This window comes from Amycolatopsis sp. M39, from assembly GCF_001651785.1.
Lineage (GTDB): Bacteria > Actinomycetota > Actinomycetes > Mycobacteriales > Pseudonocardiaceae > Amycolatopsis > Amycolatopsis rubida.
Genome location: NZ_LWSF01000009.1, coordinates 210,958 through 229,659 on the forward strand (window position 1 = coordinate 210,958; position 18,702 = coordinate 229,659).

The 18,702-nt window shown below is 68.5% G+C and carries 13 protein-coding genes, 1 tRNA gene and 4 pseudogenes; 12 read left to right on the plus strand and 6 right to left on the minus strand.

What is annotated here, in order from left to right:
• Nucleotides 1–369: 369 nt before the first annotated feature.
• The gene (locus A4R44_RS22585; protein WP_369805924.1) at nucleotides 370–1,407 is read right to left on the minus strand and encodes an IS110 family transposase; all 1,038 of its coding nucleotides are present in this window, start codon (nucleotides 1,405–1,407) and stop codon (nucleotides 370–372) included.
• Between the two features lie 371 nt (nucleotides 1,408–1,778).
• Between A4R44_RS22585 and A4R44_RS22590 the strand changes: the two are divergent.
• The 3 genes and pseudogenes from A4R44_RS22590 to A4R44_RS48175 form a co-directional block, all read left to right on the plus strand.
• A pseudogene (locus tag A4R44_RS22590) lies at nucleotides 1,779–3,081 on the plus strand (IS110 family transposase); the annotation flags it as partial.
• A 5-nt stretch (nucleotides 3,082–3,086) separates the two neighbouring features.
• Nucleotides 3,087–3,245, plus strand: a pseudogene (locus A4R44_RS47415) (IS110 family transposase); the annotation flags it as partial.
• A gap of 24 nt (nucleotides 3,246–3,269) precedes the next feature.
• Entirely contained in the window at nucleotides 3,270–3,782 is a 513-nt protein-coding gene (locus A4R44_RS48175) for a hypothetical protein (protein WP_161269627.1), read from the plus strand.
• Between the two features lie 561 nt (nucleotides 3,783–4,343).
• Here A4R44_RS48175 and A4R44_RS22595 read toward each other — a convergent pair.
• Together A4R44_RS22595 and A4R44_RS52505 are read right to left on the minus strand one after the other, a co-directional pair.
• Nucleotides 4,344–4,419 (minus strand) — tRNA-Lys (locus tag A4R44_RS22595).
• Between the two features lie 719 nt (nucleotides 4,420–5,138).
• A pseudogene (locus tag A4R44_RS52505) lies at nucleotides 5,139–5,379 on the minus strand (epoxide hydrolase N-terminal domain-containing protein).
• Between the two features lie 11 nt (nucleotides 5,380–5,390).
• On the opposite strand from A4R44_RS52505, the pseudogene A4R44_RS22600 reads away from it, so the two are divergent.
• Nucleotides 5,391–6,278: pseudogene (locus tag A4R44_RS22600) on the plus strand (helix-turn-helix transcriptional regulator).
• On the opposite strand, the gene A4R44_RS22605 reads toward A4R44_RS22600, so the two are convergent.
• The 3 genes from A4R44_RS22605 to A4R44_RS22615 form a co-directional block, all read right to left on the minus strand.
• The gene (locus A4R44_RS22605; protein WP_067584035.1) at nucleotides 6,265–6,774 is read right to left on the minus strand and encodes a hypothetical protein; all 510 of its coding nucleotides are present in this window, start codon (nucleotides 6,772–6,774) and stop codon (nucleotides 6,265–6,267) included. The pseudogene A4R44_RS22600 and the gene A4R44_RS22605 sit on opposite strands and share 14 nt — an antisense overlap.
• A gap of 122 nt (nucleotides 6,775–6,896) precedes the next feature.
• Nucleotides 6,897–7,304, minus strand: a complete 408-nt coding sequence (locus A4R44_RS22610) for a thioesterase family protein (RefSeq protein ID WP_067584038.1) — start codon at nucleotides 7,302–7,304, stop codon at nucleotides 6,897–6,899.
• Nucleotides 7,298–8,578 (minus strand): hydroxyacid-oxoacid transhydrogenase, encoded by a 1,281-nt coding sequence (locus A4R44_RS22615; protein ID WP_067584104.1) that lies wholly within the window; start codon nucleotides 8,576–8,578, stop codon nucleotides 7,298–7,300. The genes A4R44_RS22610 and A4R44_RS22615 overlap by 7 nt, the downstream gene beginning before the upstream one ends.
• A 124-nt stretch (nucleotides 8,579–8,702) precedes the next feature.
• Here A4R44_RS22615 and A4R44_RS22620 point away from each other — a divergent pair, with 124 nt between their 5' ends.
• The 8 genes from A4R44_RS22620 to A4R44_RS22655 all read left to right on the plus strand — a co-directional run bounded on the left by A4R44_RS22620 (nucleotide 8,703) and on the right by A4R44_RS22655 (nucleotide 18,584).
• Nucleotides 8,703–10,346, plus strand: coding sequence for a thiamine pyrophosphate-binding protein (locus A4R44_RS22620; RefSeq protein WP_067584041.1), 1,644 nt, complete (start codon nucleotides 8,703–8,705; stop codon nucleotides 10,344–10,346).
• Nucleotides 10,347–10,578: 232 nt separating this feature from the next.
• Nucleotides 10,579–10,920, plus strand: coding sequence for a hypothetical protein (locus tag A4R44_RS22625; protein WP_067584043.1), 342 nt, complete (start codon nucleotides 10,579–10,581; stop codon nucleotides 10,918–10,920).
• 211 nt (nucleotides 10,921–11,131) lie between these two features.
• The gene (locus tag A4R44_RS22630) at nucleotides 11,132–11,335 is read left to right on the plus strand and encodes a cold-shock protein (RefSeq protein ID WP_009071749.1); all 204 of its coding nucleotides are present in this window, start codon (nucleotides 11,132–11,134) and stop codon (nucleotides 11,333–11,335) included.
• 171 nt (nucleotides 11,336–11,506) lie between these two features.
• Entirely contained in the window at nucleotides 11,507–11,728 is a 222-nt protein-coding gene (locus tag A4R44_RS22635) for a heavy-metal-associated domain-containing protein (protein ID WP_067584046.1), read from the plus strand.
• 146 nt (nucleotides 11,729–11,874) lie between these two features.
• A complete protein-coding gene (locus A4R44_RS22640; RefSeq protein ID WP_067584048.1) occupies nucleotides 11,875–12,930 on the plus strand; it encodes an ATP-NAD kinase family protein in 1,056 nt (351 codons plus the stop codon).
• A gap of 91 nt (nucleotides 12,931–13,021) precedes the next feature.
• Entirely contained in the window at nucleotides 13,022–14,410 is a 1,389-nt protein-coding gene (locus A4R44_RS22645) for a hypothetical protein (RefSeq protein WP_067584050.1), read from the plus strand.
• Nucleotides 14,407–15,375: a glutamate ABC transporter substrate-binding protein gene (locus A4R44_RS22650; RefSeq protein ID WP_232791721.1), complete on the plus strand. Its 969-nt coding sequence runs from the start codon at nucleotides 14,407–14,409 to the stop codon at nucleotides 15,373–15,375. The genes A4R44_RS22645 and A4R44_RS22650 overlap by 4 nt, the downstream gene beginning before the upstream one ends.
• A gap of 875 nt (nucleotides 15,376–16,250) precedes the next feature.
• Nucleotides 16,251–18,584, plus strand: coding sequence for a serine/threonine-protein kinase (locus tag A4R44_RS22655; RefSeq protein WP_202507097.1), 2,334 nt, complete (start codon nucleotides 16,251–16,253; stop codon nucleotides 18,582–18,584).
• Nucleotides 18,585–18,702 lie beyond the last annotated feature (118 nt).

Sequence of the window (18,702 nt, forward strand, 5' to 3'; positions counted from 1 at the left end):
GACCACTTTGAGTGCGTACCGCACAGCTTGTTTTCCCACTTCGGCGAACTGTGTGCGCACTCAGCGTGATCATGGCCTGGGTGCGGGAATTGCGTCCTGAGACATTTCAACCCGGGAGTGTCACTCAATTTTCCCCGCGACGGTTGGCTTGCTCAACGCGCAGGTGCCGTCGGCCCTGCCGCTGGCCGTTGCCCCGTTACCTTTTTGGTAGTTCCTGATCGAGGAGCTGTGGTCGCCGGGTCCGGCATGGCTTATGCCCCCAGCCGCAGGCATGATCCGGGGGGTGGTGTCACCGGGCGTGGTGGCATCGACCGACCGCTGATAGGGACACGGCCACCAGAAGGTAGGTCTCGATGCTCCTATTGTTCGTCAAGCTGCCTGGCGTGCTGGTGCTGTTCGTGGATCGGGCGCGGTGATGACTCGGTAGAGTTCGCGGGCGATGTAGCGTTTGAGGCACCGGACAGCTTCGCGTTTGGTTTTGCCTTCGCGGACTCGTCGGTCGATGTAGTCGCGGGTGCGTCGGTCCCAGCGCAGGCGGACCAGCACGATGCTGCGCAAGGCACTGTTGGCTTGGCGATCGCCGCCGCGGTTGAGCCGGTGGCGTTGCGTCTTGCCCGAGGACGCTTCCACTGGGCTGACACCGCACAGCGCGGCGAACGACGCTTCGCTGCGCAGGCGTTCGGGGTTGTCGCCGGCGGCGATGAGGAGGGTGGCGGCAGTGTCGGGTCCGACCCCGTAAGTGTCGAGCATGGCGGGGTTGTGGCCGGCCAGGACCGAGGCGGTCTGGGCGTTGAGGTCGGCGATTTCCTGGCTGAGCCGGTCGATCCGGGACGCGAGCAGGCGCAGGGCAAACCGGGCGGCCGTGGCGGTGTCGCACGGCGTGGCGGGCGGCCATGCGATGCAGCGCTGCACGAGCTTGGCGGTGCTGAGGTCGCGCAGCTCGTCGCGCAGCACCGGGTCGACCGAGACCAAGATGGCCTTGAGCTGATTGATGGCCTGGGTCCGGGACTTGACCGCCGAAGTCTTGGCCACCTTGAACATGCGCAGCATCTCCACCGGCCCCTGGCCGTCCTTGGCCAGCGCGCTGGCCTGCCCGTTCAGCACTGAACGGGCGGCGGACTCGGCGTTGATCGCGTCGTTCTTGCCTCGCCGCCGCCGGTTGGCCTTGTCCGGCTGGTTGACCTCGAACACCTCGATGTCAGTGGCCGCGAGGTGACGGGCGAGCGCAGCTCCGTAGGAGCCCGTGCATTCCACTCCCGCGCGCCGCACCGGGCCGAACCCGCGTGCCCACCTCACCAGAGCCTGATACCCGGCCCGCGTAGTCGGAAATGCTTTGCTGGCAAGCAAAAAACCCAACGCTGTGACGACTGCCGCGACATGGAAATCCTTGTGGGTGTCGACACCCACAACCACCTCCTGTCCATCGCGGACCTGGGACTTGGAGGAGGGACGAAGGGTGCTCGGCACGGTCTGCTGGCTCCTGCTCTGATCGGGAACGCCGGTGGCTGGCCGACGCCGGACCGATCAGGCGGTCAGGACTGTGAAGATGCGCAGTGCGGCAAAGCCCCTATCGGGACACGCCCCACCAGCCCGGCGGCAGCAAGCACCGCCCCGGGACCGAAGCCGACAGATCGAGACAAAGACACACATCGGTCAGTCGTAACGCGGGTCAGGCCACGGTCCGGGACGTCACCCCGTGATCATCACAGTCGTAACGTGGGTGCCGGCGTTCGATGCCTGACCGGCGATCGCTCGCGACGCGATGAAAGAGACGGTGGATGACCAGCAGTTTCGGCGTGTTCCTCGGTCTGGACGTCGGGAAGGGCGAGCACCACGCGGTGGCCTTGGACCCGGACGGGAAGCGCCTGCACGACGGGCCGTTGCCCAACAGCGAACCCAAGCTGCGGGCGCTGTTCGACAAGCTGGCAGCGCACGGGCCACTGCTGGTCGTGGTGGACCAGCCGGCCACGATCGGGGCGTTGCCGGTCTCGGTCGCCCGCGCCGCCGGGCATGAGGTCGCCTACCTGCCCGGCCTGGCGATGCGCCGCATCGCCGACCTCTACCCCGGCCGCGCCAAGACCGACGCGCGGGACGCGTTCGTGATCGCCGACGCCGCCCGCAGCCTGCCGCACACGCTGCGCCAGGTCGACCTCGGCGACGAGGCCTTGGCCGAACTGGACGTGCTGGTCGGGTTCGACGACGACCTGGCCGGCGAAGCCACCAGGATCGGCAACCGCATCCGCGGCCTGCTCACCGGCATCCACCCCGCTCTTGAACGCGCCCTCGGGCCAAGAATCAGCCACCCGGCAGTGCTGGAGATCCTCTCCCGCTGCGGCGGACCGGCCGGAATCCGCAAAGCGGGACGACGCAAGCTCGTCGCCATCGCGACCGCGCACGCGCCCCGCATGGGCGAGCGGCTGGTCGAGGCGATCCTGGCCGCGCTGGACGAGCAAACCGTGACCGTCCCGGGCACCACGGCCGCGGACACGGTTCTTCCCCGCCTGGCAGACAGCCTCAAAACCGTTCTCCAGCAACGCAAACAGGTCGCCGCCGAAGCAGAGGGGATACTCGATGCGCACCCTCTCGCCGGGGTCCTGACCTCGATGCCCGGCATCGGAGNGAGGGGATACTCGATGCGCACCCTCTCGCCGGGGTCCTGACCTCGATGCCCGGCATCGGGGTCAGGACCGCGGCCCGCATCCTCCTCGAAATCGGCGACGCCTCCCACTTCGCCAGCTCCGCACACCTCGCGGCCTACGCCGGCATCGCGCCGGTCACCCGCAACTCCGGGTCCTCGATCAAAGGCGAACACCCCGCCCGCACCGGCAACCGCAAACTCAAACGCGCGTTCTTCCTCGCCGCCTTCGCCGCCCTGTCCGACCCCACCAGCAGGACCTACTACGACCGCAAACGAGCCGAGGGCAAGAAGCACANGCGTTCTTCCTCGCCGCCTTCGCCGCCCTGTCCGACCCCACCAGCAGGACCTACTACGACAAAAAGAGAGCGGAAGGCAAGAAACACAACGCCGCACTCATCTGCCTCGCCCGACGACGCTGCGACGTCCTCTACGCCATGCTCCGCACNCCAGCAGGACCTACTACGACCGCAAACGAGCCGAGGGCAAGAAGCACAACGCCGCACTCATCTGCCTCGCCCGACGACGCTGCGACGTCCTCTACGCCATGCTCCGCAACGGCACCCACTACCGACACCCCAAACCCGCCAACCTGCCCACTGCGGCTTGACAACCACATAGGGACACCCCCCGGATGTCCGCCGGTGTCGCACGAGTCGGCGAGCTGAAGCGCGATATTCGGATCCACTGTGCGGAGCGAGTCCATCGACCTGCCCCGAGGGTGGAAGGGCTGGCCGAGGTCGCTATCTGCCCCGCCGCCCTTCGGTCCCGCGATCAGGTGCTGGCGCTTCGAACGACCCGACGATTCGCCATCACCGCGCCCAGCCCTCACTGCCACGCCACCTGGCTGCTCCCCGCAGGTCGGCTGTTCGCTGACAACGACCATCGGCAACAACCCGTTCTCGACATCGTCGACCGCTTCGACAGCAGCGCAAGCGATTGGCCCGGAACTCGCGGCAGCCCCCGCGACGACGTCCTCGCCGCGACCGAACGGCACCTCGTGCCGGAGCGGCATGCGGCGCTGTGGTCAGCAGCTTGTCCGGAGGAAATCGCCACAGCCACGGTCGGAGATCTGCCGCGAGGCCTTCTTGGAGATCCGCGGCCTTCCTCGATCGTCGCTGTTCGAAGCGGCAATGCGGGAATTTGACGTGCTGAAGCCGAACGAAACGCCATCGCGGGATTCCATTTCCCACTGCGCGTGCCGCGCGAACCGGTCGGGCATAGGCTTGAAACCCCGTACCTGAACCGAATCCTGCTATAGCCAGTCGTTAGTTCGGCACGTTTGCCCGTCAGCGATGGCTGAAATCCTTTGCGTCGCGGTCGGAAACACCACCGCAGCAGGAAACGTCCAGCCCGGCAGCGTGGTTCCCATATCGTTTGCCGTGCCGGCAGGTCGCGAGCTAGGTCCGCGCTCAGCTCCGGCGAAGCCGGGTTCACCGGTCGCATCGACGACAACTGCGGTCGCTTCCCTCGGACGTTGACCGAGCTCAACGTCCCTAACTGCGGTTGCAACTCACGAACATCCGCGGCCGGTGCCCGTCGTCACAACCACCTGTCCGGCCCGAGGCATCCCCCGTGGCCACGTTGGATCTGAGGCCAAATCGGCACAGCGGAGCAAACGGCGCGAAACGGAGCACGTCGGCCTGGACGCGCGACCGCGAAGTGGATCTTCCGGGCGGTGTTTGCACTGGTCAACGCGTTACGTGAGTGGTGGGCCGCCTGGGGCTCGAACCCAGAACCTACGGATTAAAAGTCCGCAGCTCTACCAATTGAGCTAACGGCCCGCGCGCTTAGTCTAGCGGGCAGCTCCCAGCCCTTCGCCGGGGCCTGGCGTCATCCGTGTCGATCGGACTCGGGTCACGAACCTCGCCAGGTCCGCCGCATACGTCTCCGGCTGGTCCATTGCGATGAAGTGGTGTCCAGCCGGATTGTCGACAGGCCAGTGTGCGAACTCCGACTCCCGCTCGGCCAGCCGACGGATGCCCGGCACCCGGCTGTACGCCCCGGTCGGCGCGTCCTTCTGTTCCCGCGGCCAGGCGAACCCGGCACTTACTCGCTCAGGTTCGTCAGGAACGCGTCCAGCCCACTCCCACCAGCGTTGAACTCCTGGAACTTCTGCGCCATCCACGCCAATGCGGCCACGGCGGAGTCGTTCCGTAAGCGAACGTTTGCGGCGCGGTGCGCAGCAGGGCGTGGTGGTCGACGCCGTTCATCCAGTCCTGCGACATCATCTCGGTGAACGCCGCGCGCTCCGAAGAGCCCAGGTCGGCCTCAGTAAGAATTCCCAGGCCAGTGGTGATGTAGACGCCCAGAACCGGCCCGACCCGTGCGACTTCGGGGGCGACGTATGCGCATCAATTCGGCCCATGCGCGGGCCACCCGGACGACGTCCCAGCCTGGGCCGGGGGCGGAGAAGAAGCTGAAGCCGGGCAAGGGAAGGCGCGACGACGTGGAAGTCCGGCAGGTGCTCGATCAGGTCCGCGAACTCGACGAAGGAGTTCGGCTAGCCGTGCGTCAGCAACACAGGCGTGGCGGACGCCACGTGCAGGAAGTGCAGGTCGACGCCGTTGATCTCGGTGTGGAACTGGGGGAATTCGTTCCACCTGGTCTCGTGGGGCACCGCGGTCCCAGCCGTCGCCGGGCAACGGGGACGGCCAGCGGGTCTGGGTGAGCCGGGCGTGCAGGTCGGCGAGGGCGGCGTCGGAGATATCGATGCGGAACGGGCGAATGTTCAGGTCAGATATGGTCCTAGATCATGAGTGCGGCGCGGTTGTTGCGGACGCCGAGGCAGTGGCCGGGCAGTGAGCTGGCGGAGCGGCTGGGCGTCGAGGGCCGCACGGTTCGTCGCGACATCGAGCGGGGAGCTGGGGTATCCGGTCGAGGCGGCGATGGGTGCGGAAGGCGGATATCGCCTGGTCGCGGGCAGTGCGATGCTGCTGGATGACGAGGAAGCGGTCGGGTTGCGGATGGCGTCTGGGCACGCGGTGACCGGGATCGACGAGGCGTCGGTGCGGGCGCTCACGAAGCTGGAGCGGGTCTTGCCGTCCCGGTTGCGGCGGTCGGGTGAGAGTGGTGAGCAGTGCGACGGGCCGCGGGTGGACCCGGAAGCGCTGACGGTTCTGGCCACGGCGATCGCCGACCGCGAGCGGCTGCGGTTCGGCTATCTCGCCAACGACGGCGAGGCGACGAAAAGGCTCGTCGAGCCGCATCATCCGGTGTCGTCCGGCCGTCGCTGGTATCTCTGGCGTTCGACAGCGACCGCGACGACTGGCGGGTCTTCCGCGTCGATCGCATCGAGAAACCGCAGGCCATCGGGACCCGGTTCACCGCGAGAGACCTGCCTGCCGCGGATCCGGCGGAGTATGTGACCAAGAAGCTGCACACCTCCCGCCCGACGCATCGCGCGGTGGTCACGGTGCACGCGCCGGCGGACGAGGTGGCGCGGATTTGGGGCGCGGCAAGCGAAGTGGCCGCGGTGGACGACCGCACCTGCCGCGTCGTCAGCCCGGCCTACACCCTGGAGTGGCTGGCGTTCCGGCTGACCAGCCTCGGCCGCGAGTTCGAGGTGCACGCACCGCCGGAGCTGGCGGAGCACCTGCGCGAACTCGGCGGCCGGGCGTTGCGTGCGGTCAGTCCTGCGTGATCACGCTGAAGTGCGCGGACGTGGTCAGGTCGTTGCCCGGCCAGTAAACGCCGATCGGCGTGCGCGACGCGTCGGACGGCAGGTGCATTTCCAGTGCCTTGACCGAGTTCGGGCCAGGCTCGGTGGTGGTCGGAATGATGACGTACGAGCTGGCGGTGTGCGTCGCGTCGATGAGCACGTCCGGCGCGCCTTCGCTGGAGTCCGAAGTGGTCGGTACGCCCAGCGGAGCGTTGGCGTTGTCGTAGAAGACGGTGTTGTACGGAGCGCCGCTGAGCGTGCAGTGCGTGTTCGGAGTGGCCGCGGAGTAGTGCAGGACGTCGGCGTGGTGGCCGGACGCGTGGTCGGTGGCCGGGGTCGCGGTGACCGTGACGTCGGCATCCGTGCAGAACGGCGTTTCTGCTGGTGACGCGTTCGCGGAGGTCGCGGTGAGGGCGGCGGTCCCACCTGCCACGGCGAAGACGGCAGCGGCGGCGAGGGTGCGGCGAAGAGTGGTCACGGTGGCCTCCTGGTGATTGTTTGTCCTAACTTTCTTCTACCCAGGCAGACGCTCACCGTGCGCCGAAGGTGCGCCCGAGGTGTCCTTTCGCACTCTCGGGCAACCTCGGCCTGTCTCAGACGTCAAACAGCCAGCTCCGCCAACGATTCCCGCAGCTTCCCGGTCACTTCCACCGGCCGCCGCGACTCGCGGTCGACGAACACGTGCACGAAATGCCCTTCCGCCACCAACGTTTCCGATGCTGTGTACATCCCGATCTCGTACCGCACGCTCGATCGCCCGAGGTGTGCCACCCGCAGGCCGATCCGCAGCGTGTCCGGGAAAGAAACCGAGGCGTGGTAAGCACAACGCGATTCCACGCACAGCCCGATCGCCGGCCCGGAATCGATGTCGAGGCCGCCGCGTTCGATCAGCCAGGTGTTGATGACGGTGTCCATCAGCGAGTAATGCACCACGTTGTTCACATGGCCGTAGACATCATTGTCCTTCCAGCGCAAGGGAACCGTCTGCCAGTGCGGGTAGTTCACCACAGCCGCACCGAGTCACGCAGAATCCCCGCCAGGTCCTTTTCGGACGGTGTGCGCGGCGCGGTGGCCAGCAACCGTTGCTGCTTAAGCGTTCCCTCGACGAGAGAGTCCACATCGGACTCGGTATAGCCGACCGCGCCGATTCCGGCGGGCAGGCCGATCTCGCGCATCAGCGTGGTCAGCACTGCGGGCAGGTGGTCGGCGAAGTCGCCGGGCCATTCGAAATCCGGGGCCAGCAGCCGGGCGACGCGCTGGTGTCGTTCCGGGTTCGCGGCGAAGGTGAACCGGAACGCGGCGGGCGCGGTGAGCGAGACGGCCATGCCGTGCGGCACCATCGCTTCGTCGCCGGGATAGCCCTCGGGGTGGAAATCCCGGACCTGCCCGGCGATCGGGTACGCGTTGGCGTGCGGGATGTGCACGCCGGCGTTGCCGAAGCCGAGCCCGGCGAACGTCGCGGCCAGCGCCATCGCCTCGCGCGCGGCCAGGTCCTCGCCGTCGCGGACCGCGGCGGGCAGTGCCCACGACAGCAGTTGCAGCGACTTCTCCGCGAACATGTCCGCGAGCGGGTTCGATCCGCAGTAGGGCACCCGTTCCTCGGGCCGTTTCCGGCCGAACTCGGTGTAGGGCTTGGCGGTGTAGCTTTCCGCGGCGTGGCACAGGATGTCCATCCCGCTCGCCGCGGTGACCCCGGCGGGCTGGCTGACCGTGAGCCGCGGGTCCACGACCGCGAGCGTCGGACGCAGCCGCAGGTGGCTGATCCCGCTCTTCACCCGTAGCGACAGCACGTCCAACACGCACACCGTGGTGCTCTCCGAGCCAGTCCCGGTGGTCGTCGGCACCGCGACCAGCGGCTTCAGCGGGTTCGCCGGCGCGCGGCCGCCGCCGACCGGCGCGTTGACGTAGTCCATCAGCTCGCCGTCGTTGCTGGTCAGCAGGTTGGCGGCCTTCGCGGTGTCGATGCTGGAACCGCCGCCGACCGCCACGAACGCGTCGTACGGGCCGGTGCCGCGGGCGAAGTCCACCGCCTTTTGCATGCTGACGTCGGTGGGCTCGACGTGCACGCCGTCGAAGGTTTCGGCCGCGATCCCGTAGCCGCGGATGCCCTCGGCGATCCGCTCCGGCCAGCCGGTCGCGGCGACGACCGGGTCGGTCACCACGAGGACGCGACGGGCGTCGAACTGGGCAAGATCGTATCCGATCTCGTCGCTCGACCCGGCTCCGTATTTGAGCGCCGGGGCCCCATAAGTGAAAACAGTCTCATGTTCGGCGGATGTCACGACGGCGTCCTCCCAACTGGTGGGCAGCGCGATCCGGCAATCGGCACAATCCCGCGGCGAGTTGTTCAAGATCACTTGACGCCGGTTCACGGTGCCGCCCTAAGCTCTCCTCATTAGATACCAAGTGGGAACCACCGTCGCGCAAACGGCCGTACGCGTCTTGAACGAGGCCCGGGTTCGCCGGGTGTACGCGGTCGTCGGCGAGTCGTTCCTGGAATTGCTCGACGCGCTGCGCCGCGAGCGCGACGTCACGCTCGTTTCGGCCCGCCACGATTCGGGAGCCGCCTTCATGGCCGAGGCCGAGGGCAAGCTCACCGAACGCCCCGCCGTGCTGCTCGCGAGCCGCGGTCCGAGCGCTGCCGCGCTGGTCATGGGCGTGCAGACGGCCTACCAGGACGAGACGCCGATGGTGGTGCTGCTCGAAACCCCCGCGCTCGACCCGGTGCTCACCGGCGAGGTCCCGGCGTCCGATTCGACCGGGATGTTCGAATCGATCGCCAAATGGTGCGTCCGCGCGGACGATCCCGACGACGTGCCGCATCTGCTCGCCGAAGGTCTCGCGCGGTGCCGCGAAGGACGGCCGGGTCCGGTCGTGATCGGCGTGCCGAGCGACGCGTGGGGCGTCCCGTACGACTCGGCCAAGCCGGTGGCGAAGGTTCGCCCGCCGGTCACCGGAACGCTGGGCCGTTCGGCGGAAGCGGTGGCCGGGCTGGTGGACGAAGCGCGCTATCCGGTGGTCATCGTCGGCGGGCGCGCACGGTCGGCGCGGGACGAGCTGATCGCGGTAGCCGACGAGCTGGCGCTGCCGGTGTACAACGCTTTCCGCCGCCAGGACGCGTTTCCGGAGAACCACGCGCGCTACGCCGGACATCTCGGCCTCGGCATCCCGGCCCGCCAGCTGGACGCGCTCGAACGAGCCGACCTCGTGCTCGCGCTCGGCACTCAACTCGACGAAGTCACGACTCAGGGGTTCCGCTATCCGACTCCGCAGCAGACGCTTGTCCTTGTCGGCACTGGCATCGACGAGCAGCGCCGTCGCGGCCTGACGTTCCGTGTGGACACTGAGGTCGAGCCGTTCCTGAAGGAGTTGCGCGCGATCGCTTCGCCGCGTACGCGCAGAGCGTCGGCTGCGAACGCCGCCGTGCACACCTTCATGACGCCGCCGAACACAAGCAACAACACGCGCGTACATCCGGTTGACGTCGTGCGCGCGCTGCGAAAACTCGCGCCGGAGGACACCATCGTCACGAGTGATGCTGGTAACTTCGCGCAGTTCATGCACCGCTACTGGTGTTTCACGGCTCCGCGCAGCCAGCTCGGTCCGAGCAACGCTGCGATGGGGTACGCGGTGCCTGCTGCCGTAGCGGCCAAGCTTGCTGAACCGCGGCGCGCTGTGGTCGCGATGGTCGGCGACGCGGGCACGCTCATGACAGGGCAAGAGATCGAGACCGCTGTACGCTACCGCGCGCCAGTGATGGTGGTCGTGTTCCAGAACGGCTTGCACGGTCCGCTCGCGATGCATCAGGCGCGTACGCACGGACGGTTGTCCGGAGTGACCATCCCGCTGACTGACTTCGCGTCGTGGGCACGCGGGCTCGGCGCGGCTGGGTACACGGTGGACGATCGCGAGCGGCTTGAACCGATCATCGCGAGCGCGCTCGTCCGGCAGCGGCCGTGCGTGATCGACGTCCGGACAGACCCGGACGTCGTGACCCCCGACGTGCGGTTGAGCACGCTTCTTGGAGCCCAGCGTCCTTCCGGGACCTGAAATCTTCCTGAGAACACAGGGAACCGCCGGGAATGTTCGGTAGCTGGCGGGGGTTGGCTCAGGTAACCTGACGGTGTTCCCGGGGGTTCGGCATCCGGACCCGGTTCGCCCGGCGAGGTTCGGCCGGCGTCCGGTTGGGGAAATTCCCGGGTGGACACGTTCCCCGGCTCGGTTCGCGGCCATTCTGCGCGCTTCAGGGGTGGGGACAACCGGTTGTGGCCGGATTTTGTCGGTGCCGGATGGCACCATCGCGGTCATCGCCCCGCTTGCCGCGGGGAAGGAACGAGGGGAGTTCGTCATGGCCGACGAAAAGGACGGGAAATCCCGTACCGCCGCGGCGACGGCTCGCGGCCGGGCCCGGTCCGCGCGGGCCGGCGCGCTGGTGTCGGTAGTGCGCGAGGAGCCGGAACAGGGCCAAGCGGTCGAGGTGCCTGCCCAGACCCGGTCCGGAGTGGTTCCGGTGCTGTTCAGCGCCAGTGCGGAGGCTCACGACGTGGCCGTGGCCGCGCCTGATCAGGGCGCTGACTGGCGGTCGCCGTTCGGTGCGCCGCTTCGCCACGCCAGCGGGGAGTGACCCGGCTGCGCGAACTGGGGCGAGTCGGCTTGTCCGAGCCCGCTCCGCTGTGCTTTACTTTCGATGGTCTCGATTTTTGTGTTCGTGGTAAAGCACGCTCGCAGAACTCAGCGGGCGTGGGTCTCCTCTCCGGGGAACACCTCTCGCCCGTGTCTGGGCCCAGGACGTCGGTCGGCTTCCTGTTTTGGTGTTATGTATGGAGATTGTTTAGATGACTGAGGGCACCGTGAAGTGGTTCAACTCCGAGAAGGGGTTCGGCTTCATCACTCCCGACAACGGCGGCGGCGACGTCTTCGTGCACTACAGCGAGATCCAGGGCAACGGTTTCCGTACCCTCGAGGAGAACGCTCGCGTGCAGTTCGAGATCGGCCAGGGCCAGAAGGGCCCGCAGGCCACGTCGGTCAGCCTGATCTGACCTGCGTTTAATCGCTAAGTCGCCACCACTCCCGGTTGCGGGGGTGGTGGCTTCTTTCGTCTCTGCCGTCTCATCATGCGGATTGTCTTGCCGGACAAGGCTTTTTATGCCGGACCGGCCACTGTGGATCACCCGATCGTGGTCCGTCCGGAGGCTCGTAGGCTCGCGGACATGAGCGAAAACACCTACCTTGTCACCGGCATGTCCTGCGGCCACTGCGCACAGTCGGTCACCGAGGAACTGGCCGAGGTGCCTGGGGTCGAGAACGTGACCGTCGACGTCGAAACCGGCCAGGTGACGGTCCGCAGCGCCGAAGCCCTCGACGAGACCGCCGTCCGCGCCGCGGTCGAAGAAGCCGGGTACACCTATGAAGGGCTTGCTTCTCTCGTTTGAACGACGGGTAGCCACGCGGGAACCCAGGGTAGGCTCTGGCCCGGCGTGGAGGCACGGGCGGTGCAACGTCCGTGCAACCCTTTCCTCCGCGTGACCGGACGCGTGTGCTGGTCCCCTGGTGACAGCAGACTTTGGGGGGATGCTCGATGGGGGAAGTCGTTGCGGGGATAGTGGCGAATCCGGCGTCCGGTCAGGACATCCGACGACTCGTCACGCAGGCGTCGGCCTTTCCGGTCGAGGAGAAGGCCAATCTGGTGCGCCGGTTGCTGTCGGCGTTCGCGGTGACCGGCGTCGAGCGTGTGCTGCTGTCCACTGACCTCGGCGGCATCTCCGCCGCCGTGCTGCGCGACCTCGGCCGCGACCCGCTGCCCCAGGTGGAGTTCTGCGACGAGGACACGCTCACCGGCACCGCGCAGGACACCGTCAACGCGGTGCGCCGGATGGTCGACGCCGGGGCCGGCGTGATCGTGTGCCTCGGCGGTGACGGCACGGCCCGGGTCGCCGCGAAGGCGTGCGGCGATGTCCCGCTGCTCGCGCTGCCGACAGGCACCAACAACGCGTTTCCACAGGCAGGAGAGGCCACGGTGGCCGGGCTCGCCGCCGGGATGGTCGCGAGCGGCCAGGTCGACGCCGACCTCGTCACCCAGCGGGTCAGCACGCTCGAAGTCGTCACCAAGAATCGTCGCGAGATCGCGCTGGTGGACGTCGCGGTCTCGATGAACAAGCACGTCGGCGCGAAGGCGCTCTGGGATCCCACCTCGCTCACTGAGCTGTACTGCACCTTCGCTGAGCCGGACGGTATTGGTCTGTCGAGCATTGCTGGACAACTGTGTCCGTGCTCTCGTTCCAGCGCGGACGGCGTGGCACTTCAGCTTGGTCCGGTCGACAGTTCCGCGTACGTGGTGCACGCCGCGATTGCGCCCGGCGTCGTGCGTCCAGTCGGCGTACGCGGTTGGGGAGTGCTGCGTCCGGGCGTGCGTGTGGACCTTGCCGCAGGTGGCGGCGTTATCGCGGTAGACGGAGAACGCGAGTTGGAGCTGAAGAACGGCGAAGGCGCGTACGTCGAACTGCGCGCCGACGGCCCGTGGTGCGTCGACGTACGTGCGGCGATGGCTGAAGCGGCAACCCAGGGGTTGCTACGCAGTGCCGCGACGAGCGGAACCGGCGAGAAAGGCCGAAGCCACGGTCAGTGCGCTGGCTGAGATCACGTGCAGGTGACACCTTCCGGGTGTCGTTCGCTGCGACTTGCCCGACCGGCTACCTTCTGCGAGTGGCACACGGGGAGGATCGGGGATGAGCAGCACTGCGACGCGGCCGGAAACGACTGCCGAGCCCCCACCGGAGGAATTTCGGGGCCGCAGCGGAATCGCCGGCTTGCTGGACCTGCCCGGCCAGGCGGTGCGCGCGGTCGTCAGATCCACGACCACCACGCCCGGCAAGCTTTCGCTGATCGCGGTCGCCCTGGTGCTGCTTTCGCTGGTGGCCGGCCTCGTGGGCGTGTTGTCGGTGAAGGACAAGGACAACACGATCAACGGCCTGATCGACCATCGCGAACCTCTCGCGGCGGCCGCGCAGCAGGTGTTCCGCTCGCTGTCGGACGCGGACGCGACCGCGGCCAGCGCCTTCCTTTCCGTCGGCACCGAACCGCCCGCGCTGCGGAAGCGGTATGAGCAGGACATCGCTGAAGCGGGATCCGCGCTCGCCCGCGCGGCGTCCGACACCACCGACGTCGGCAACGCCGCCCACCAGGTGGACATCCTGAACCAGAAGGTCCCGGTCTACACCGGGATCGTCGAGACCGCGCGCGCGAACAACCGGCAGGGTTTCCCGTCCGGCGCTTCGTATCTGCGCGAAGCTTCACAGCTGATGCGCTCGACGATCCTGCCCGCCGCGGACGCGCTCTACAACGAGCACACCAAGAAGCTCACCGACGAGCAGGACAGCAGCAGCGACGTGCCGTGGGTGGCGGTCGCGTTGGTCCTCGTGCTGCTCGCGGCGCTTGTGGTCACGCAGATCTATCTGACCCGGCGGACGAACCGGGTGCTGAACATCGGGCTGCTCGTAGCAACCGGCTGCGTCGTGCTGTCACTGCTGTGGGGCGCGGTCGCGCTTGTCGTGCAGGGCAGTCTCGTCGCGACCGGGCGCACCGACGGCACGTCGCAGGTCGACATCCTGGTGCGGGCCCGGATCTACGCGCTGCAAGCACGCGCGGACGAAACCCTGACGCTGGTCGCGCGCGGCGACGGCGGCGCGTACGAGCAGCAGTTCATCAAGCTGGCCGAAAAGCTCGTCGGTGCCGACGGCAAGGGCGGTCTGCTCGGCGAAGCTCGCGGCCTCGCCTCCGGCACCACCGGGGAGCAGAAGATCGAAGTGGCGGAACAGGCCGCGCGCGAATGGTCGCTGGCCCACCTTCAGGTCCGGCGCCTCGACGACGGCGGGCAGTACCAGGAAGCGGTCGACTTCGCGACGAGCGTGAGCCCGAACAGCGCCGCCGCCGCGTTCGCCCGGCTCGACACGAACCTCCAGGCCGCGATCGACGTCTGCCGGCAGGAATTCCTCGACAGCACCAGATCCGGCGACAACGCGCTCACCGCGCTCGCGGCAGGCGTCGGGGTGCTGGCGGTGCTCGCGGCGGGCGGCAGCACAGTCGGCGTGCGAGAGAGACTGAGGGAGTACCGGTGATCCGGTCGCGGCACTTCGTCCGGACTGCCGTGCTCGCGGTGGTCGCGGTTCTCGCCGCCGCCTGCGGGACGGCGGACCAGCCGATGGAGGCCGCGCCGGTCACTGATGCGGCCTGGCCCGCCCCGGCGGGCGTCGGCGGCCCGGACGCCGCGGCCGGCGGCGATTCCGACACCAGCTGCAACCCGCTGGCCAGCCTCGCGCCGAATGGTCTCGACCCCTCCGGGCCGAGCCTGCAGAAGATCAAACAACGCGGGAAGCTCATCGCGGGCGTCGACCAGACGACCTATCTCTTCGGCTTCCGGAATCCGAAGACCGGCAAGCTTGAGGGCTTCGACATCGACCTGGTCAACGAGATCGCCAAGGCGATTTTCGGGAGTTCCGAGGGGCACGTGCAGTACCGGGCGATCACGTCCTCGCAGCGCGAGACGGTGCTGACGGACCACCAGGTCGACGTGGTGGTCCGGACCTACAGCATCACCTGCGCCCGCCGCAAGCAGGTGCAGTTCTCGTCGGTGTACTACGTGGCCGGGCAGAAGATCCTGGTGCCGAAGTCGTCGAACGCGCGGTCGCTGACCGACCTGGCCGGGAAACGCGTGTGCGCGGCGGCGAAGTCGACCTCGCTCGCGAAGATCGCCACCGACCCGGCCAAACCAGTCGCGGTGTCGGTGCCGAACTGGTCGGACTGCCTGGTGATGCTCCAGCAGGGCCAGGTCGACGCGGTCTCCACCGACGACACGATCCTGGCCGGCATGGCCGCGCAGGACCCGACGGTGAAGGTCGCGGGGGAGCCGATGACGCAGGAGAATTACGGCGTCGGGATCCCGAAGGACGAGGAGGACCTGGTCCGCTTCGTGAACGCGGTGCTGGACAAGATCCGCGGCGACGGCACCTGGGCGAGCAGTTATCAGAACTGGGTCGGCACCCGGTTGGGACCGGCGAACCCGCCGTCGGCGCAATACGGGTGACCAGGCCGGTCTCGCGGCGCCAGCGTGGCGCGAGCGGTACTTTTTGAGCGGCAGGTTTGCCGCGGGGAGTTCGGGAGGTAGTTGTGTCGGAGGAGGCGCGCCGTCCTCGGCACGCAGCACCGGAGGGGGACGGCGACGAGGCGAAGGCCGCGGACCAGCCGTCCGGGCGGGGCGAGGCGGCCGACGCTTCGTGGACCCCGCCGCCGCCAGTGCGCTGGGACACTCCGGAACCGTCGGTGTCCGGGCGGCTGAACCCGCAGGCAGATCCGGACGCCGAGACGTTGATCAACGCGCCGGTGCAGCGTCCGCAGAGTCCTCAGGGTCCGCAGGCCGGGCAGCAGGCGCAGCGGGGGCCGTCCGTTCCGGGCGCTCAGCCGGGCCAAGCGCAGCAGCCCGGCTCGCCGGTGCCGTTGGGCCAGCCCGTTCAACCGGGTCAGGCTCAGCAGGCGGGGCCCGCTCAGCCCGCGCAGCCGGGTCAGGTGCAGCCGGGCCAGCCGCGGACGCAGGGCCGTCCGGCTCCGCGCGGCGGCCAGCCGATGCCGCCGCAAGGCCGTCCGCCGGGCCAGCCGCCGTCGCAAGGCCAGCCGTACCCGGGGCAGCCCGTTCCGCCGTCGCAGGGCCAGCCGTATCCGCCGCAGTCGCGCACCGGACAGCGACCGGTCCAGCCGAACCGTCCGCAGCAACCGCAGGGAAATCGGCCGTCGCGTCCGCCGGAGAACCGCGCCACCGGCCCGAACTCCGGTCCGATCCCGGCGGCCCAGGCCAAGCCGCCAGCTGACAGCGGGGACGCTCCCACGCGTCCGCCGGGCGACCTCGCGCCGGTGATCCTGCCGCAGTCGAACCAGCCGGTCGCCCCGGTCGACCCGGCCGCGCCGATGCCGACCAGCGTGCTGGCCAGCGCGACGCCGCACACCCAGAGCATCATGCCGCCGGCCCCGCGGGTGGCCCCCGCCGACGGCGGCCCGCTGCCCGACCACGGCACAGACAGCGTCCTGCCGTCGGGCGGCAGCGAGGGACACGGCACCGGCACCCACGGTTCGCAGGGCTCCCAAGGCACCGGTACCGGCACCGGAACGGGTTCGTTCCCCGGCACGTCCCGGCGCACCGGCTCGCGCGGCACCCGCCGCTCCCGGCGCGGACGGCTCGGCGCGGGGCTTATCGACGTGCCGCCGGTGCCCTACCGCGATCCGTCGACCGCGGTGCTGGCCAACCCGGTCGTGGCCGAAGACAAGCGGTTCTGCGGCAACTGCAGCGCGAAGGTCGGTCGCGGCGAGGACGGTCAGCCGGGCGAGCCCGAGGGCACCTGCGAGAAGTGCGGTACGCCGTTCTCGTTCGTCGCGAAGCTGAAGGCGCACGAAGTCGTCGGCGGCCAGTACGAGGTGCTCGGCGCGCTCGCCTACGGCGGTCTCGGCTGGATCTACCTGGCCAAGGACCACAACGTGTCCGACCGCTGGGTCGTGCTGAAGGGCCTGATCGACACCGGCGACTCCACCGCGATGGCCGCCGCGGCGAACGAGCAGCGGTTCCTCGCCGAGGTCGAGCACCCGAACATCGTCAAGATCCACAACTTCGTGCAGCACCCGGACGGCGAGACCGGCAACAGCGTCGGCTACATCGTCATGGAGTACGTCGGCGGCCAGTCGCTGCGTCAGCTCGCCCTGCAGCACCACCGGGAGAGCAACCGGCCGGAGCCGTTGCCGATCGGCCAGGTCATCGCGTACGGGCTGGAGATCCTGCCCGCGCTCGGCTACCTGCACGGTCAGGGCCTGCTGTACTGCGACCTCAAGCCGGACAACGTCATCCAGACCCGAGAGCAGCTCAAGCTGATCGACCTCGGCGCGGTGCGGCGGCTCGACGACTACGAGAGCCCGTTGTTCTTCACCACCGGCTACAGCGCGCCCGAGCTGGCGTCGCAGGGCGCGTCGGTGTCCTCGGACCTGTACACGGTCGGCCGGACGCTGGCCGTGCTGAGCTTCGAGTTCGCCGGCTACACCCGCGAGTTCAAGAACACGCTGCCCGGGCCGGACTCGGTGCCGTTGTTCGCGCTTTTCGGGTCGTACTACCGGTTCCTGAAGCGCGCCACGCATGCCGATCCGGATCGGCGGTTCATCGCCGCCGACGACATGGCCGACCAGCTGACCGGGGTGCTGCGCGAGATCATGGCGCTCGGCACCGGCCAGCCGCGGCCGGCCGCGTCGACCGTGTTCGGGCCGGAGAGCCGGACGTTCGGCGTCCATCTCGTGGTGCCGGAGCAGGGCGAGCGGGTGCCGCTGCCGGATGCTGGCGAGGTTGTCGCCGGGCTGCCGATTCCGCAGGTCGACACGGACGACCCGGCTGCTGGTGTGCTCGCTACGACGACTGCGCTTGATCCGCACGAGGCGATCGAGGCGCTGGCTACCGCGCCGCGTGAGTCGATCGAGGTGCGGTTGCGGATTGTGCGTGCCCGGATCGAGCTGGGCGAGTTCGTGGAGGCGCAGCGGCAGCTTCAGGCCGCGCAGTATCTGGCGATCCGGCATGGGTTCCCGCACGACTGGCGGATTGACTGGTATCGCGGGTTGATCGAGCTGGCTGGCGGTCGGCCGCGGGTCGCGCATGTGGCCTTTGACGCGGTCTACGACGATCTGCCGGGGGAGATCGCGCCGAAGCTGGCCTTGGCGGTGAGCGCCGAGGGCGTCGGGGATTACTTCGGTGCTGCTCGGTTCTATGAGCTGGTTTGGCGGACGGACCGGACGTATGTGAGTGCCGCGTTCGGGCTCGCTCGCGTGTATCTCGCGCAGGGGGCGCGGGAGAGCGCGGTGGAGGTGCTGGAAGGAGTTCCGGCTACCTCGACGCATTACGTGGATGCGCAGGTTGCCGCGATCAAGATCAAGACGCGGGCGCAGGGCGTTGGCACCGGGGAGCATCCGACTGTCACGGAGGGCGATCTGGTCGACGCTTCGGGACGGTTGCAGCGGCTCAACCTCGATGCTGAGCGGCACACGCGGCTTAGTGCGGAGGTTCTTGAAGCGGCTTATGACTGGCTGAAGGTGCCTGGGCAGGCTGAGCCGGCTACGGCGGCCAAGGTGCTGGGGTGTGCGCTGGAGGAACGGGACGTCCGGTTTGGGCTGGAGCGGTGTTATCGGTCGTTGGCTCGGTTGACGGACAACGCTGGTGACCGGATCGCGTTGGTGGATCGGGCGAATGCTATTCGGCCTCGGACGCTTACCTGACGGGGTGGCTCGTCGCCTGGGGGCGACATCGCTTGTGGGGGGTTACGTGGCACCCCGAAGCTTGATTGTGCTGACGGTCTGGGGTTGCTTGTCAAGGCGGGAAAGATGCCTTGACAAG

Bases quoted from the DNA above. Each gene is read 5' to 3' on its own strand.
- A4R44_RS48175 (WP_161269627.1), top strand. From the start codon at position 3,270: ATGTCCGCCGGTGTCGCACGAGTCGGCGAGCTGAAGCGCGATATTCGG.
- A4R44_RS22630 (WP_009071749.1), top strand. From the start codon at position 11,132: ATGACTGAGGGCACCGTGAAGTGGTTCAACTCCGAGAAGGGGTTCGGC.
- A4R44_RS22635 (WP_067584046.1), top strand. From the start codon at position 11,507: ATGAGCGAAAACACCTACCTTGTCACCGGCATGTCCTGCGGCCACTGC.
- A4R44_RS22640 (WP_067584048.1), top strand. From the start codon at position 11,875: ATGGGGGAAGTCGTTGCGGGGATAGTGGCGAATCCGGCGTCCGGTCAG.
- A4R44_RS22645 (WP_067584050.1), top strand. From the start codon at position 13,022: ATGAGCAGCACTGCGACGCGGCCGGAAACGACTGCCGAGCCCCCACCG.
- A4R44_RS22655 (WP_202507097.1), top strand. From the start codon at position 16,251: ATGCCGACCAGCGTGCTGGCCAGCGCGACGCCGCACACCCAGAGCATC.